The sequence below is a fragment of the Capnocytophaga stomatis genome (genome assembly GCF_002302635.1).
Taxonomy (GTDB): domain Bacteria; phylum Bacteroidota; class Bacteroidia; order Flavobacteriales; family Flavobacteriaceae; genus Capnocytophaga; species Capnocytophaga stomatis.
Genome location: NZ_CP022387.1, coordinates 2,774,836 through 2,790,548 on the forward strand (window position 1 = coordinate 2,774,836; position 15,713 = coordinate 2,790,548).

Below are 15,713 nucleotides of genomic sequence, written 5' to 3' on the forward strand. Positions count from 1 at the left end.
TTTAATTCTTTATTCTGCTACTACTTCAATGGGGAAGTGTTTTGTGAATATTTTATTTATTTCCATTCTTTTTATTAGGTATTCAGCTTCCTCTTTAATTCTCGTGCCATCTGACTTATCGTAGTCATTTTGTACCAATTTCTCAGCCATTTCAATAGCTTTTTGAGGCATATCAAAGATTAGATACAATCTTCCTAAGTTGTAGTAAGAATAGTAACGCATCTTTCGGTGTGCTTTTTTAGAATCAGTATATTTTGGAAGAATATCCAAAAAGTGTTTTTCTATCTCATTAAATTCATTTTTTAATTCCTCACTGATTGGTTCATTTGCTTTCAGACCTCCTACCATACTCCTGATTTTGGTCATTATTTTTTGGCAGTTCTGGTACTCTGGGTTTTTCTTTGAGCCAAGTATCCAAAAGAGAATGTTATCATTATAAGTAGGATAACCATATAGCCTATTTCCATAGTATTGAACCTCTCTTGGTATTGAGGCAACAAATTTATTTTGAAAATTTTGAGTCAATATTTCGTAATTGTTTTTCAAGTAATTTTGTGCTGCACCGTAACTTCTATGAGATTCTCCTGTATGTCTTTGCGAGCCTCCCAATCGTTGATTAAAAGAGTCGCCACTATTGTTGGTAAATGCTGCCGAGCCATTAGTAACATAATCCATATAAGGATAGTAGGTGTATGTGGTTTCAATTACATTACCTTTGTCATCTTTTTTCTCACTTTTTTCAGTTCGGATATCCATCTGTTCTACTTTGAGACGTTCAATTCTTACGTCAATTTTTATAGTTGCATCTTGACCTTCTTCTCTTTTTTTGAATCCAACTAAATTGATGTTGTCCAAAATCTTAGATTTGTCATATACATCAGCATTTGTTGTAATTGAGAAATGTCTTAATGCAGGGTCATTGATAGGATGAGTTGGTAGGTTAACGTACTCATAAGATACATTAAATCTATCTAAATCAGCATTTTGTGCGTAGGAAATAAAACTAGTTCCTAAAGCAAGGATTGCGATTTTTGTTTTTAAATTCATGATAAATAAAAGTGTTAAATTGTTATTATTATTTTTATTTTTTTTTAACTAAAATTAGTTGCGGCAAATGTATGCTAAATTAATTTGAGTGATTACTTAAAAAGTAAATATTTTTATTTTATTTTTGCATAAAAAATATTGTAGGTTATGAATATACGAATAGGGCAGAAGATGAGGGTGTTACGTAAGCAAAAGGGGTTTTCACAAGAGCAGATAGCTGATTATATACATACGACACAGTCTACATACGCTCGTATTGAGAATGGTATTGGTAATTCTTGGGTTAACTATATATTGCCTTTGTGTGAGTTGTTTGGAGTAGAACTTGAGGAATTTTTTAGATCTGAGTCCGAAAATATAGGTGGTGCTAAAAAAGGTTCTAGGCGGTTTGATGAATTGAATATCATTAACGAACTGTCAGGTAGGCTTATAGAGCAGTATGAGAAGCGTATCTTTGAAAAAGATATGTATATTACTGAGTTAAAAGCAGAAGTTGAAATGTTAAGACGAATTGTCGGTGGTGAATGTAAAATAAATGTTAATGTAAATGATTTGTGAATATTAAATTAACATTTTATTTGATATTTTTAGTTTTATGTGAATTTGTTCATTTTTACCCTTGTGCTCTTTTATTACTCGGTTTTAGAATCATTCGGTAGGATTGGTCTTTACTGATGTAATACCCTAACCAATTATAGAAAGCCTTGAGGCGGTTTCGGAATGTTACAAGCGACATAATATGTACAAAAACCCAGATAAACCAAGCGAAAAATCCTTTCAGAAATATTTTTTTGGGGATATCAGCAACAGCCTTATTACGCCCGATAATCGCCATAGAACCTTTGTCAGTATATGAAAAAGGCTTAGCGTTTATGAAATCGTTACTTAGGTTTTTACCTAAATTTTGTGCCTGTTGTATGGCAACTTGAGCCAGTTGAGGGTGACCTTGCGGAAAGTTTGAATCGGTAGTCATAATGCAAGAATCTCCAACGGCATAAATATTATCAAAACCTTCCACTTTATTGAAAGTGTCTGTTTTTATTCTCTTTCCTCTTCCTAAAAGCGATTCATTATCAATGCCTTTGAATGATTTAGCAGAAACTCCGGCTGCCCAAATAAGGTTTCTCGCATCCAAAATTGTTCCGTCAGAAAGATACACTTCATCGTTCACAAAATCTTTTACAGAAACGTTAAGTTTGAGTTTTACTCCCATTTTTAGCAAAGATTTTTCGGTGTATTTTTGAGATTTTTCGGACATTGGTGCAAGTACTGTTTTTTGTCCGTCAATCAGGAAAATATCTCCCAAATCCTCTTGAGCAAGTTCGGGATAGTCCTTTTCCAGAATGTAATGCTTCATTTCTGCAAAAATTCCCGAAAGCTCAACACCTGTTGGTCCCGCTCCCGCAATGGCAAAGGAAAGTAGTTTTTTTCGCTGTTCCTTGTCTTCAGTGCGGGTGGCTCTTTCGAGCCGTGTATATACCAAATTTCGCAACATTAAAGCATCACTGATTGTCTTCATTGGCATTGCTTTTTCTGCTACATTTTGATTGCCAAAGAAATTCGTTTCGGCTCCTGTTGCCATTATCAAAACATCGTAAAACATTTCTCCATTGCTGAGTATCAGTTTGTTTTCGGAAGGAATTACTTCTTTGAGTTCTCCCATTCTGAAATTTGTGTTTTTATACGAACGCAAGATTTTCCGAAAAGGGTACGAAATGGCGGAAGGCTCCATAAAACCCGCTGCAACTTGATAAAGCAAAGGCGGAAAGAAGTTGTAATTATTCATATCCACCAAAGTAACACGGAACTTATCAGAACGATTTAGTTCTTTAACAAGTTGTAAACCAGCAAAACCACCTCCAACAATAACGATATGTTTTTTATGTTTCATTGAATTTTCAAAATTTTAAAAATCGGTGCAAAAGTAAAACGATTTTTTGAAATAAACAGGAGAATTTTGATGCTAAAATCAGAAAAATTGAGTTATAACATAGATTAAAAGCCCTACCAATCCGCCAACTAATGTTCCGTTAATGCGAATAAATTGCAAATCTTTGCCCACTTCGAGTTCCAATTTTTCGCTTAATTCACGTCCTTTCCAGTTTCCAACAGTCTCGCTTATAAGCTGACCAACTTCATTTTTGTTTTTCAAAACGAATTGATAGATTGTTTTCTGGCTCCATCCGTCCAATCGATTTTGAAGCTGTTTGTCGGTTTGCAATTGTTGAGTGAAATTCAGAATTGATTTTTTTAAATAACTTTTTAAAACAGAATCATTTAAAGGTTTTGATAAATCTTCTGTAAGAAAGTTTTTGATGTATATCCAAATATTTTTGGCATATTTTTCAATATTTTCCGATTGCAATAAATTACCTTTCAAATTTTCCAATTTTTCTTTCCAATGAGGTTCGTTTTTTAAATCTTCACTGAATTGAAATAATTGTTTTTCTATTTCTTTGCGAACGGAATGTTCTTCATTTTGAGCTGCTTCAGCCATATAGTTTGCCAGCCCTGCTGTAATTTTATCAGCTAAAATTTTATCAACGAAATTAGGAATAAAAAACGCACTTTCTTGGGAAATTTTTTGATGAATTAAATCCTTATTTTCCAAAATGTAGTATTCAATTTTTAAGAAGATAAAATCAAGTATTTTTTGATGTTCTTTTTCTTTCAGTAAATATTCTAATACATTGCTTGTTAATTTATTTAATTCTATTTCTTGAAGTAATAGTTTAGATTTTTCTGTGATAAAATTTGTAATTTTTTCATCGTTTGTATTTTGTATTATTTCTTCAAGGTTTACTTTAACTTCGTCTATTAATATATTGATATTCTTTTCTTTATTTAAATGTTTTACAATAAAAGGAGAAACGTTGATATTTTCCACATACGGGCGAATATTTTCTGCTTTTAAAAAGTTTTCTACTACAAAATTACCCAGATTATCTCCAATGTCTTTCTTCCGATTTTCAATCAAATTTGTATGTGGAATCGGAAGTCCCAAAGGCTTATGAAATAGAGCGGTAACAGCAAACCAATCCGCCAAAGCACCCACCATAGCAGCTTCGGAAAAGGCTTTGATATATCCCACAAAAGACCACTCAGGAGCTTTTTTTTGAAGAATTACCATTGCGATGTACAGTAAGGTCATAAAAAGGAATAATGCCGTGGCAATTCGTTTATGGAAGCGTAATTTTTTTTCTTTCATAAGCAGTATTTATAAAAAGAAAAGAATCAACAACCGAAAAATATCCAAATTGTTGATTCTTTATGTTTAATTTATTGATTATTCAACAGTTACTGATTTAGCTAAGTTTCTCGGTTGGTCAACGTTGCATCCTCGTTTGATGGCGATGTAATACGATAATAGTTGCAACGGCACCGAAGCTAAAATCGGAGATAAAGCCTCGCTTACTTCAGGAATTTCAATTATGTGGTCGGCAATTGAAGCCATTTGCTTATCTCCTTCGGTTACTATGGCGATGATTTTTCCTTTTCGTGACTTGATTTCCTGAGCGTTAGATACGATTTTGTCATAATGCCCTTTGAGTGGAGCGATGAAAATCACAGGCATATTTTCATCAATCAAAGCGATAGGTCCGTGCTTCATCTCGGCAGCAGGATAACCTTCAGCGTGGATATACGAAATTTCTTTCAGCTTTAAAGCTCCTTCCAAAGCCGTAGGGAAATTAAAACCTCTACCCAAATATAGGCAATTTGATGCATTTTTGTAGATATCTGCCACTTCAATAGCTGTTTGGTGAGTGTTTTTAAGCGTTTTCTCTACTAAATTTGGAATATTAGCCAAGTCTTTAGCCAAAGTATGATATGTTTTTTCATCTAAAGTGCCTTTTTTACGTCCTAAATGCAAAGCCATTAGCGTTAAAACTGTCAATTGAGTGGTAAAAGCCTTTGTTGAAGCTACTCCGATTTCAGGACCTGCGTGCGTATAAGTTCCGGAATCCGTGATTCGAGCAATGGAAGAACCTACTACGTTGCATATTCCGTAAATGAAAGCTCCTTGTTCTTTTGCTAATTTCAGGGCAGCCAGTGTATCAGCAGTTTCTCCTGATTGAGAAATAGCTATGACAATGTCATCTTTGTGAATAATTGGGTTTCGGTAACGGAATTCCGATGCGTATTCTACTTCCACAGGAATTCGGGCGAATTCTTCAAACAAATATTCTCCTACCAATCCTGCGTGCCAAGAAGTTCCGCAGGCCACGATAACGATGCGTCTGGCTTTTAGGAAGGTTTCAAGGTGATTATCAATTCCTGATAATTTGGTTGTGTAATCCTCAAGTAAACGCCCACGCATTGTATCCAAGATGGATTTTGGTTGTTCGTAAATTTCTTTCAGCATAAAATGGTCATAACCTCCTTTTTCGATAGCTTCCAAACTGATTTTCAGTTCTTGCATAAGTGGCGTAACACTTTCATTACTAATGATATTTCGAACATTTAGCGGTTTTCCCAATCGGATGGTAGCCATTTCTCCATCTTCCAAATAAAGTGCATTTTTAGTAAATTCAATGAAAGGAGAGGCGTCTGAAGCGATGAAAAATTCATTTTCGCCGATACCAATCACAAGCGGGCTTCCCAAGCGAGCTACCACAATTTCTTCAGGGCGACCTTCTTCCATTACGGCAATGGCGTACGCTCCAATAACTTCGTTTAAAGCGTGACGGACAGCACTTTCCAAAGAAAGATTTTCCTTTTCTTTGAAATATTCAATGAAATTTACCAAAACTTCAGTATCAGTATCCGACTGAAAAGTAAATCCTTCTTGCAATAATCGCTGTTTGATGCTGTCATAATTTTCGATAATTCCGTTATGGACAATGGCAAGCTTTCCTGAACTTGACAGATGAGGATGTGAATTTACATCATTCGGAACTCCGTGCGTAGCCCAGCGAGTATGCCCCATTCCGCAACCGAATTTAGGAACTTCATCTCCTGCTTTGTTTTCCAAATCGGAGACTTTTCCCTTGGTTTTTACATTTAAGAATTTTTCAGAATTCAGAATGAATCCTGCACTGTCATAACCGCGATATTCCAATCGCTTAAGTCCGTCAATTACAACGGGAAAAGCAGCCCTGCTGCCTAAGTAACCTACGATTCCACACATAATTTTTATTTTATTTTAAGATTGTTCTTTTTTAAGTAGTTAGACAGTAATATTTATGAATGATAATCCAAAACTCGCTTTACAGTTCTATTTTTACGCTTTCGGGAACAAGTACCGTATAATCTCCGTTATTTCGGATTACGTCACGTACGATAGACGATGAAATAAACGAAGTACTTGCTGCGGTAAGCAAAAAAACCGTTTCAATTTTTGAGAGCGTTCTGTTAGTGTGAGCTATTGCTTTTTCAAACTCAAAATCGGCAGGATTTCGAAGTCCTCTCAGGATAAACTGAGCTTTGATTTCTTTGCAGAAATCTACCGTAAGCCCTTGATATGTTGTTACTTTTACCTTAGGCTCATTAGCAAAAGCTTTTTCTATAAATTCTTTGCGTTGTTCTACCGAAAACATATAGTTTTTGTCGTTGTTTACCCCAATGGCAACTACTATTTCATCAAACAAATCCAACGCTCTGTGAATGATGTCATAATGCCCGAGTGTAATTGGGTCAAATGAACCGGGAAATAATGCTCTTTTCATTTTAAACTTCATTTATAGCTTCTTCGATAGCATTTTCAAACAAATCTGAGAGCGAAATTCTTGCCACTTTAGCTTGCTGAGGCAATAAACTGGCTTCAGAAAGCCCCGGAGTAGTGTTCATTTCCAATAAGTAAGGAGTTTCCCCTACAATGATAAATTCACTTCGGCTAAATCCTTTCATTTTCAATATTCGATATATTTTTTCTGCCAAAATATTAATTTTTTCAGTCATCTCAGCAGAAATTCTTGCGGGGGTAATTTCATCGGATTGACCTAAATATTTTGCTTCGTAATCAAAAAAATCATTGTGAGAAACGATTTCCGTCATCGGAAGAACTTTTATTTTTCCTTTGTAAGTAATTACACCAACAGAAACTTCAGTTCCTTTCAAAAAACTTTCAATCAAAATTTCATCATCTACTTCAAAGGCTTTTTCAATAGCTTCAGATAATTTGTTTTCTTCATATACTTTGTAAACACCAAAGCTACTTCCTGATTTATTGGCTTTTACAAAGCAAGGAAGCCCTACTTTTTCAACAATTTCACAAGTTGAAAAACTTTCTCCCTTATTTAGATATACCGAAGGTGCACACATTATTCCGTAAGGTTTTAAAACCGAAAGCATATCCCTTTTGTTGAAGGTCAAAGCCGAAGCATACATACTGCAACCTGTTAAAGGTAAGCCTATTAGATTGAAATACGCTTGTAAATAACCATCTTCACCGGGCGAGCCGTGGATTGCATTAAAAACGGCATCAAAAGTTATTTTTTCTCCTTGAATTTCGATGGAAAAATCATTTTTGTTGACGGGAATTTCCTGATTTTGACCATCAATGGAAACCCATTTTTCTTTGTAAATGTGAATGGGAAAAACGTCGTATTTTTCCTTATTAAGATGCTGTATAACAACACTTCCGCTTTTTAGAGAAACTTCTGCCTCTGCAGAATACCCTCCCATAATAACAGCTATTTTTTTCTTCATTATCTTTTCAAAAATCTCTGTAAACAAATCTATGAACGTGCCAAAAATAGCATTTATTCTTTTAATAAAAAGTTAAAAGATGTTTTTTTTATTTATTTGAGGAGATTTGTGCAGAAATGAATCAGTAAAATTTTGTTAATTATTTGTTGTTTTTTACTTTTGCTTCAAGAAGAGATTTTTGAAAAAGAAAAACTATGGCAGGAAATACATTCGGAACGATATTTAGGCTTACTACTTTTGGCGAATCGCACGGGGAGGCACTTGGCGGAATTATTGATGGTTGTCCGGCTGGTGTGACCATTGATTTTGAAGCAATTCAAAAGGAATTAGACCGGCGAAAACCCGGACAATCTGCTATTGTTACCCAGCGTAAAGAACCTGACGAAGTGCGTTTTCTTTCGGGTATTTTTGAGGGAAAAACAACGGGGACTTCCATAGGTTTTATTATTGAAAATACAAATCAAAAGTCGCACGATTACAGTCATATAAAAGATGTGTACCGCCCCAGTCACGCCGATTATGTTTATCAGCAGAAATACGGGCATCGTGATTATCGCGGTGGAGGACGCAGTTCGGCTCGTGAAACAGCTTGTCGCGTGGTGGCAGGAGCTATCGCCAAGCAGGTTTTAAAAGACATTCGTTTTTCGGCTTATGTTTCTTCTGTGGGGGAACTTTCTGTAAATAAACATTATACAGAATTGGATTTATCGCTAACGGAAACCAATCCTGTTCGTTGTCCCGATTTGGAATTGGCTTCAAAAATGGAAAATTATATCAAAGAAATCCGCAAGGAAGGTGATACCGTAGGCGGAACGATAAGTTGCGTCATCCAAAATGTTCCCGTTGGTTTGGGCGAACCTGTTTTTGACCGACTTCACGCACAGCTTGGCAAGGCGATGCTTTCCATCAATGCGGTAAAAGGTTTTGAATATGGTAGTGGTTTTGAAGGAACAAAACAACGAGGAAGCCAACATAACGACCTTTTTAATCCCGACGGAAGCACGCAAACCAATCGTTCTGGTGGAATTCAAGGTGGTATCAGTAACGGAATGGATATTTACTTCAAAGTGGCTTTCAAGCCTGTGGCAACTCTTATGCAAACGCAACCGGCTTTGGATTCAGAAGGAAACATCGTGCAAATGCAAGGCAAAGGCAGACACGACCCCTGTGTAGTGCCACGTGCAGTCCCCATTGTGGAGGCAATGGCTGCAATGGTAATTCTGGATTTCTATTTGATGAATAAAACAGTAGGGTACAATAATCTGAAAAAATATTGATTTACAGTTAATCAATTAGTAAAAGATATATAAAAGTAGCACATTTAAAATTCTAATTTTAAATTATTGATTTCTTGTTTTGATTTTCTAAAGTAGTTATGCGTTCCAAAGCCTTTGAGATTGCTTTATGCGTACCGAAAGACAAGAAATCTTCTGTATAAAAAGTGTACTCCTTTTGGCTTTTTTTATTTTTACAGCATTGCCTATTTTAATAAATACTATTGAACATACTGTAAGTCATCATAAAGAATGTCTATACAATCTTCAGAGTGAAAAATTTGACCACTTCGTAAAGTTTCTGACAGATTGACAACCAAATAATTATCTTTATCGTTGTATGCTTTCCTCGCTTCTTCTTGGTCTTTAGGGTCACTATAAGGAATAGAAAGACATTCTTCGTAATATTTTTTTTCTAATGCATATTCTTTTATTTCTTCCCATAGGGAATTTTGAAATCTATCCAAAATCAATTGAGCAGAGCCTTGATCTGGGAAATAGATGATTTCTGTAGCACCGACTTTTTGATACAATTCGATATTTTTTTGCCTAAACTCAAGAAAATATGGGCTTGGCACTTCTTCTTTTAGATTATTGATAAACCCAAACCAACGAAAAGGCTCTATGATTGAAAAACTAATGAAGTCTTTCATTATGTCTATATAACAAATTTCGTATAAATCTCTATTTCTTAAATCATTACCACAAAAAAGTTCATACTTTATTAAACCTCGTTTTACACTTTCTATCTCCTCTATGTCCGATTGATATATTTTACCTTTAGAAAATAACTCTTTTAATTCGCTTGATGTTTTATTGGACAAACTTTTAGCAAAATAGAAATCATCCCAAAGTGTAAACCATTCTGCTTTTTCATCATAAATAATTTCACCCAAATCGACTTTTTCTTCATAAAGCCTATCTTTAAAAGCTTTGCAAGAAATGTTGATTTTCAATATTTCGGACAATTGTTTTGCCAATGTTTCTATATTTGAAATGTCTAGCGTGTGGTTTCCCATAGAACAAATATCCCACCCCATATTTAAATAATTTTTAGTATTAATTTTGTCTATAAATTTCACACCCAGTCTCGAATTCACTTCTTCACTTTCAATAATCAGTAAAGTTGAAATCAATTGATATTTTACCACCGTCGATTATTTTATTGAAGACCTCAAAAAAACTAATTTTTTTTCTGAATAATAATTCTTGAGCAATTCCGTCAGTAATTTTTGTCTGTCTTTTTCGACCAAGTGTGATTTTATCTGATTCCAAGATTTTTCAAATTCCGAAAAATCTCTTATTTCTGTTGTCTTTATAAGTCGGTTTTTTATCTAACTATGTGTCTATTTTTTGTAATTGTTCTATTATTCTATTTGCTGTTTTTCCATCCCAAAATTTTGGGATTTCCTTTCGTTTTTTGTGTAATCCTTTTATAATTAAATCTATTTCGTTTGATAATTCTGTGATAGTTGTTAATTTGTTACTACCTATCCATACGGTTATTGGTCGTTCCGTATTTGCTCGTAATGTTAAACAAGGAATATCGAGATAGGTCGTTTCTTCTTGAATACCTCCAGAATCAGTTATTACAAACAAAGATTTAGAAAGTAAGTTTAAAAAGTGCAAATATCCCAACGGCTCAACAACAAATAAGTTTGGATATCTTTCTATTAAGTATATCAAATTCCATTCTTGTATATTTTTTAATGTGCGAAAATGCATTGGAAAGACTAAAGGTACTTTTTGTGAAATACTACCCAGCTCCTGAATTATGTCTGTTAGGAATTCTTTTGAATCTACATTGCCTGATCTATGTAAAGTTACAATGCCATACTTTTTTTCTTTGAAATCGGTACTCACTAAAGGTACTTTTGAGTTACTATATCTATTAAGCTCGAATTCTTTAATCATTGCCTTAGGTAACTGAGAAATCAAAGTGTCAATCATTAAATTACCTAACATAAATATTTTTTCATTAGAGATGTTTTCTTTAATTAAGTTAGATGTTGCATCCTCTGTTGTCGTGAAATAAAAATCACTTATCGAATCTGTTACTCTACGATTTATTTCTTCAGGCATACTTTTGTCGTAGCTTCTTAATCCAGCTTCATAGTGAATAATTTTAATTCTCAATTTTGCGGCTACCAATGAACATGCAATAGTACTATTAACATCCCCAACTACAAAAACATACTCAGGTCTTTCGTTAAGACAAACTTTTTCAAATCGTTCCATTATTTTGGCAGTTTGCACCGTTTGACTTCCAGAACCAACTCCTAAATTTATGTTGGGCAAAGGAATATCTAAATCTGTAAAGAAATGACTTGACATTTTATCGTCATAATGTTGTCCAGTATGAACAATAATGAACTTTATTGCTTTTTGATAAATAAAATGAGGTATCAAAGGAGCAATCTTTATAAAATTTGGTCTTGTTCCTACCACGACAATTATTTTTTTCGTTTTCATCTCTTGAGACATAGTATTTCTTCTAATAACTTTTCTTTCTGATTTTCTATTGAAAATTGTGAAGTACTTTCGATAGCTTTTTGTGATTGATCTCGATAAAAATAAGGATTTGTGCATAAATCATATACTTTTTGTGCCATATCATCCACATTTTTAACATAGGAAATTCCTTCACCTGATTCAATATATTCAGATAGACAATCAATATTATCATAGACGACAGTGGGCAAACCTGCACTTAATCCTTCAAAAATACCTCTGCCAAACGTTTCCCAACGAGATACAGAGATATTGATATCTACATCGTTTAATAGCTCAGCTATTTCTTTTTGGGATAATACTCCGCAAAAAGAAATATTATTTTTAACTCCTAATTCAAAAGCTAAATCAATACAATGAGAGTATAATGTTTCATCTTGTATAGCTCCCACTAGGTATAAGTGAAAATTTTCGTTTTTTTGCTTTAATTTCGAAAGTAATATGATTGCATCATTATTTCTTTTTTGTTGTCTGATTGCCCCAATATAAATCAATTTGTTGGTTTTCGATTGATATCGTACTTTACCTTTAATATATAAATTTGTAGCTCTAGGAATTACAACTATATGTTTCTCATAAATACCATATTCATTAATTATATCTTTTTTTTCTGATTGACTTGGTGAAATAATTTTTTCTATCTTGGATAATATTCTTTGTTCTGCTTCCACATATTCATCTGGAACAATTTCGTTTGATCTTCTATAAGAAGAAGTTAAATACATCGGGAACAAAATAATCTTTTTCAACAGTTCCTTTGGTAGATTTTCTAGACCAAAAGCTTTACTACAATGGATAATTATTACCTTGTCATATTGTGGTATGAATTGTGATATCAATTCGCTATTCCATTTGCTGTTTGCTATCCTCCTTAGGAACTTATTACTCTCTCTAAATTTATTCGTGTGAAAAATAACTTTTCTGACACCATTAATGTTATTGAAATGAGCATTATATGTTCTTGTAAATAAAACATCAACTGTACAGACACCTCGTAAAGCATCAATTAAATGATTAACCATAATACTTCCTCCATCAGTGTCAGAAGAGGTGCCAGGAAATTTCCCTGTAACTAATAAGACATTCTTAACTCCAAAGATTTTCATACTGGCTAAAAATTTTCTCAAAACTATATTCTTTCAAATAACTTTGTCTAGATGTCTCTTTCAGTGGAGGCAACGCAATCACTTTTTCAATCTGTTTAGCAAATTCTACTTCACTATCTTCTGAGACTATTCCATTTTCAGAATTTATGAACTCTCCCACAGCACCACAATTAGTAACTACCACGCTTGTACCGCTGCATATTGCTTCAATCAGACTTCTTCCCATACCTTCAGTATGAATATATTTTCCACCTCTTACTTCTACAAGTAAATCTGTACTGGCTTGACAGTAAACATTTGCTGCTGCAATGATGTTTAATGTTTCTTCCTGAGTTAATCTACCCAAAAACCGTACATTTAAGTTCAGTCTTTTTGCTAGTACTTTTGCATCATCAAGTAAATCTCCGTCTCCAACTAAAACAATTTTGTATTTTTGAGGTAGGTATTGAAATGAGCGAAGTAAAAAATCCGTTCTCTTATATGGAACGAAACGACAACAACATACAATCAAGGTCTCAGTGCTTATATTCAACAAGGTTCTTGTTTTTGAGATTTTATTAACAGCTTCTTGAATATTAGATAAATCAACCCCTCCAGAAATTATTCTTATGATACTACTTTTTATTCCTAACTCAATTAGTCGTAGCTTTGTAAATTGGCTATTTGCAATTAAAAAATCAATATTTCGATTAATTGTACTTACCCAGTAATTCTGTCTTTCAGTATGACTAGCAATATCTAGAGATAATGGAGCTTTGTTAATTTCATTGCCTCCTGTTCGATATAGGAAACAAGCTTTTTTTAATACGGATTTTATTTTACTAAAGCATTCAATCCAATAACCGCTATTGTAGAAAACTATGCAGTCTGTATTTTCGAAGGATTTTAGAAAATTTAATAAATCTATTTTTTCAACTGTTTGAAATTCATTATTTACAATAACATCACAGCCATTTCTATTAGAAATAATTATTAACTCATTCTCTTTTGAGAAGTGTTTTATAAAATATTTTGCATGAGTTTCCATTCCGCCGATATTAGGAGGCAATTTGTCCGCAAACAGTAGTATTTTCATAATTGTAAGTGCTTTAATGCCCAACTTACTCCATTGTTGCTAACTGACTTTGTAACGAAAGATGCTACTTGTTTAAGTTCATCAGGAGCCGTTTCCATAGCAACAGAAATGTTGCATAATTTAAATAGATCTATATCATTGAAACCATCTCCAAACACTATACTATTTTGTAGTGAGATATTGTAATAATTACAAACCAGTTCCATTGCCTTACTTTTTGATGTATTTGTACTGTGTACATCACAGATTTTACCATCTTCCCAGCTGTAAAAAATAAAAGAATGAAAGTTTTCCCTCAAAAAATCTATATGATCCGAGCAATTTTTTATTTTAATTCCATAAACACATCCTTCTTCTTCAATTGAATTTGTGATATTATACTTTTTATACAGTTCGTATTGAATTTCTTTTGATTTGAGAATATTCAAAAATTGTATTAATTCAAAATCATCAATAGGACTATCAATTAGAATATTGTTTTTACAGATAACATAAGCCCCATTTAAGGCAATTATAAAATCAAATCGTAATTGAGATATCAATTTTTCAAGCATCGTCAGATTTCTCATAGTTGCCAAACCAATGAGATTGCCTTGTTTCTGTAAAGTGAATAAATCTTGTATTAATTCAAAATTCATATGATTGTTTGGCTTTTCAATCAGCGTATTGCCAACATCAAAAACGAATATCTTTTGTTCTCTATTTTTCATTGATTAAAGATTTTAGTAGTACACACTCTATCATATTTTCTTTACTCCATTTAATAAGCTCCCAAAGCAAATGATTTATTCCGTAAAAATTATTTTTGTTTTTCTTAATGGTTTCTATGGAAATGTTTTGATACTCTTCAATGGAGATACTTTTTTTTAGATTTTTCATTGTGTGAAAATTGTTACTATTAAAGGCTAAGTGCATTGGATGAAAGAGAAATACTATTGTCCCCTTTTCAGGTAGCCTTTTGAGTATAGTTTCTAAGCTTAAAGAGTGTTTTTGAAGCAAAAAGCCGCCATCTTCCATAAATAGTGGAATAGATAGTAAGCCAACTCTGTTATAAAAAGGCTGAATATAATGTAAGTCAGTACATATGTTTGAAGAATATTTATAGCCTTCTGACTTATAATATTCGTTTATTTCATTTACTTCAAAATACCTATGACATCTGAATCCCTTTTTTTCAGTTTGTAGTTGGTTACAATAATTGAAAACTTCATCATAGGTGCTTCCGTGTGAACTATTTAAACAAAAGTTAGGATGAATTTCTAATTCAATATTATGATTATTTATAGAGCGAGAAATTAACCACTCGGAATTGTGTGTAGAGAATATAGTAAGAGGGATGTTATCTTCCAATACAGGTAAAAGTGCATATTCTATAACGGCTTCGCTTGCCCAATCCAAATCAATGGTAAAAGCAAATTTTAAATCACTCATGACTCTAATAGTGGTAAAAAGTTATTATTATATATATCACAGACTGAATTCATTTGATTTTGTCTATCAATTGAATGATTATCATTTATGCCGATTACAAAAACTCCAGCCTGCTTCCCGGCAACACAATGTAAATAAGAATCATCAACTAATGTAATATTATGTATATTACAATTATATTTTTTTGATAAGTTTATGTAAAAAATTACTTTGTTTCGATCGTTATTGTGATCTTGAAAAACTTCTGAAACTTCAAATATTTTATGATGTTTTAAGTAAGATTTTATTAAAGCAGGTTCTTCTTTTGAGATGATAATTATCTTTGAACTCAAATTATGTCTATTCTTGAGAAATTTAATGAACCCTTCTCTTGGATTTATTTTTTTGTAAATATTCTTTGCTATTTCGTTCAAAGAAGCATCTAGTAGTTTCGAATATTGTGAAGATAAAATGGTTGATTTAATTTCTTCAATACAATCTGAATACGAAAAATCGCATTTTTTTCGATTTGCCTTATTTGAGATAGTTATATTATATTTTTTACAATATTCTTGGTATATATCAAACCAAGCCTTTGATGAATCAAGGATTGTTCCATCAAAATCCAATATCATAAGGGAC

At 33.1% G+C, this 15,713-nt stretch carries 15 protein-coding genes; 2 read left to right on the forward strand and 13 right to left on the reverse strand.

The annotated features are described in order from the left end of the window. Window positions 1–9: 9 nt before the first annotated feature. Window positions 10–1,047, reverse strand: coding sequence for a hypothetical protein (locus CGC58_RS12340; RefSeq protein WP_095896990.1), 1,038 nt, complete (start codon window positions 1,045–1,047; stop codon window positions 10–12). Between the two features lie 147 nt (window positions 1,048–1,194). On the opposite strand from CGC58_RS12340, the gene CGC58_RS12345 reads away from it, so the two are divergent. Beyond that, window positions 1,195–1,605 carry a helix-turn-helix transcriptional regulator gene (locus CGC58_RS12345; RefSeq protein ID WP_095896991.1) on the forward strand — a complete coding sequence of 137 codons (411 nt, stop codon included), beginning with the start codon at window positions 1,195–1,197 and terminating at the stop codon, window positions 1,603–1,605. Window positions 1,606–1,660: 55 nt separating this feature from the next. Here the strand turns inward: CGC58_RS12345 and CGC58_RS12350 are convergent, their stop codons facing one another. From CGC58_RS12350 to CGC58_RS12370, 5 genes are all read right to left on the reverse strand, one after another. Next, window positions 1,661–2,938 (reverse strand): NAD(P)/FAD-dependent oxidoreductase, encoded by a 1,278-nt coding sequence (locus CGC58_RS12350; protein ID WP_095896992.1) that lies wholly within the window; start codon window positions 2,936–2,938, stop codon window positions 1,661–1,663. A 78-nt stretch (window positions 2,939–3,016) separates the two neighbouring features. Beyond that, complete coding sequence (locus tag CGC58_RS12355; RefSeq protein ID WP_095896993.1) at window positions 3,017–4,255, reverse strand: DUF445 domain-containing protein; 1,239 nt, start codon at window positions 4,253–4,255, stop codon at window positions 3,017–3,019. A gap of 78 nt (window positions 4,256–4,333) precedes the next feature. Beyond that, complete coding sequence (glmS, locus tag CGC58_RS12360) at window positions 4,334–6,175, reverse strand: glutamine--fructose-6-phosphate transaminase (isomerizing) (RefSeq protein WP_095896994.1); 1,842 nt, start codon at window positions 6,173–6,175, stop codon at window positions 4,334–4,336. 79 nt (window positions 6,176–6,254) lie between these two features. Continuing rightward, window positions 6,255–6,713 (reverse strand): pantetheine-phosphate adenylyltransferase, encoded by a 459-nt coding sequence (gene coaD, locus CGC58_RS12365; protein ID WP_095897229.1) that lies wholly within the window; start codon window positions 6,711–6,713, stop codon window positions 6,255–6,257. 1 nt (window position 6,714) lies between these two features. Further along, on the reverse strand, window positions 6,715–7,695 hold the full coding sequence (locus CGC58_RS12370; protein ID WP_095896995.1) for a D-alanine--D-alanine ligase: 981 nt from the start codon (window positions 7,693–7,695) through the stop codon (window positions 6,715–6,717). A 194-nt stretch (window positions 7,696–7,889) separates the two neighbouring features. Here CGC58_RS12370 and aroC point away from each other — a divergent pair, with 194 nt between their 5' ends. Further along, window positions 7,890–8,972: a chorismate synthase gene (gene aroC, locus CGC58_RS12375; protein ID WP_095896996.1), complete on the forward strand. Its 1,083-nt coding sequence runs from the start codon at window positions 7,890–7,892 to the stop codon at window positions 8,970–8,972. A 218-nt stretch (window positions 8,973–9,190) separates the two neighbouring features. Here aroC and CGC58_RS12380 read toward each other — a convergent pair whose 3' ends face one another. The 7 genes from CGC58_RS12380 to CGC58_RS12410 form a co-directional block, all read right to left on the reverse strand. After that, a complete protein-coding gene (locus tag CGC58_RS12380) occupies window positions 9,191–10,120 on the reverse strand; it encodes a hypothetical protein (RefSeq protein WP_095896997.1) in 930 nt (309 codons plus the stop codon). 187 nt (window positions 10,121–10,307) lie between these two features. Continuing rightward, the gene (gene wecB / locus CGC58_RS12385) at window positions 10,308–11,453 is read right to left on the reverse strand and encodes a non-hydrolyzing UDP-N-acetylglucosamine 2-epimerase (protein ID WP_198540734.1); all 1,146 of its coding nucleotides are present in this window, start codon (window positions 11,451–11,453) and stop codon (window positions 10,308–10,310) included. Beyond that, window positions 11,438–12,586 (reverse strand): glycosyltransferase family 4 protein, encoded by a 1,149-nt coding sequence (locus CGC58_RS12390; RefSeq protein ID WP_095896999.1) that lies wholly within the window; start codon window positions 12,584–12,586, stop codon window positions 11,438–11,440. Before CGC58_RS12390 ends, wecB begins: the two co-directional genes overlap by 16 nt. Next, on the reverse strand, window positions 12,567–13,661 hold the full coding sequence (locus CGC58_RS12395; protein WP_157909267.1) for a glycosyltransferase family 4 protein: 1,095 nt from the start codon (window positions 13,659–13,661) through the stop codon (window positions 12,567–12,569). The genes CGC58_RS12390 and CGC58_RS12395 overlap by 20 nt, the downstream gene beginning before the upstream one ends. Beyond that, entirely contained in the window at window positions 13,658–14,371 is a 714-nt protein-coding gene (locus CGC58_RS12400) for an HAD family hydrolase (protein WP_095897001.1), read from the reverse strand. The genes CGC58_RS12395 and CGC58_RS12400 overlap by 4 nt, the downstream gene beginning before the upstream one ends. Further along, on the reverse strand, window positions 14,361–15,092 hold the full coding sequence (locus tag CGC58_RS12405; protein ID WP_095897002.1) for a polysaccharide deacetylase WbmS family protein: 732 nt from the start codon (window positions 15,090–15,092) through the stop codon (window positions 14,361–14,363). Before CGC58_RS12405 ends, CGC58_RS12400 begins: the two co-directional genes overlap by 11 nt. Continuing rightward, entirely contained in the window at window positions 15,089–15,706 is a 618-nt protein-coding gene (locus tag CGC58_RS12410) for an HAD hydrolase-like protein (protein WP_157909268.1), read from the reverse strand. Before CGC58_RS12410 ends, CGC58_RS12405 begins: the two co-directional genes overlap by 4 nt. Window positions 15,707–15,713: the final 7 nt, after the last annotated feature.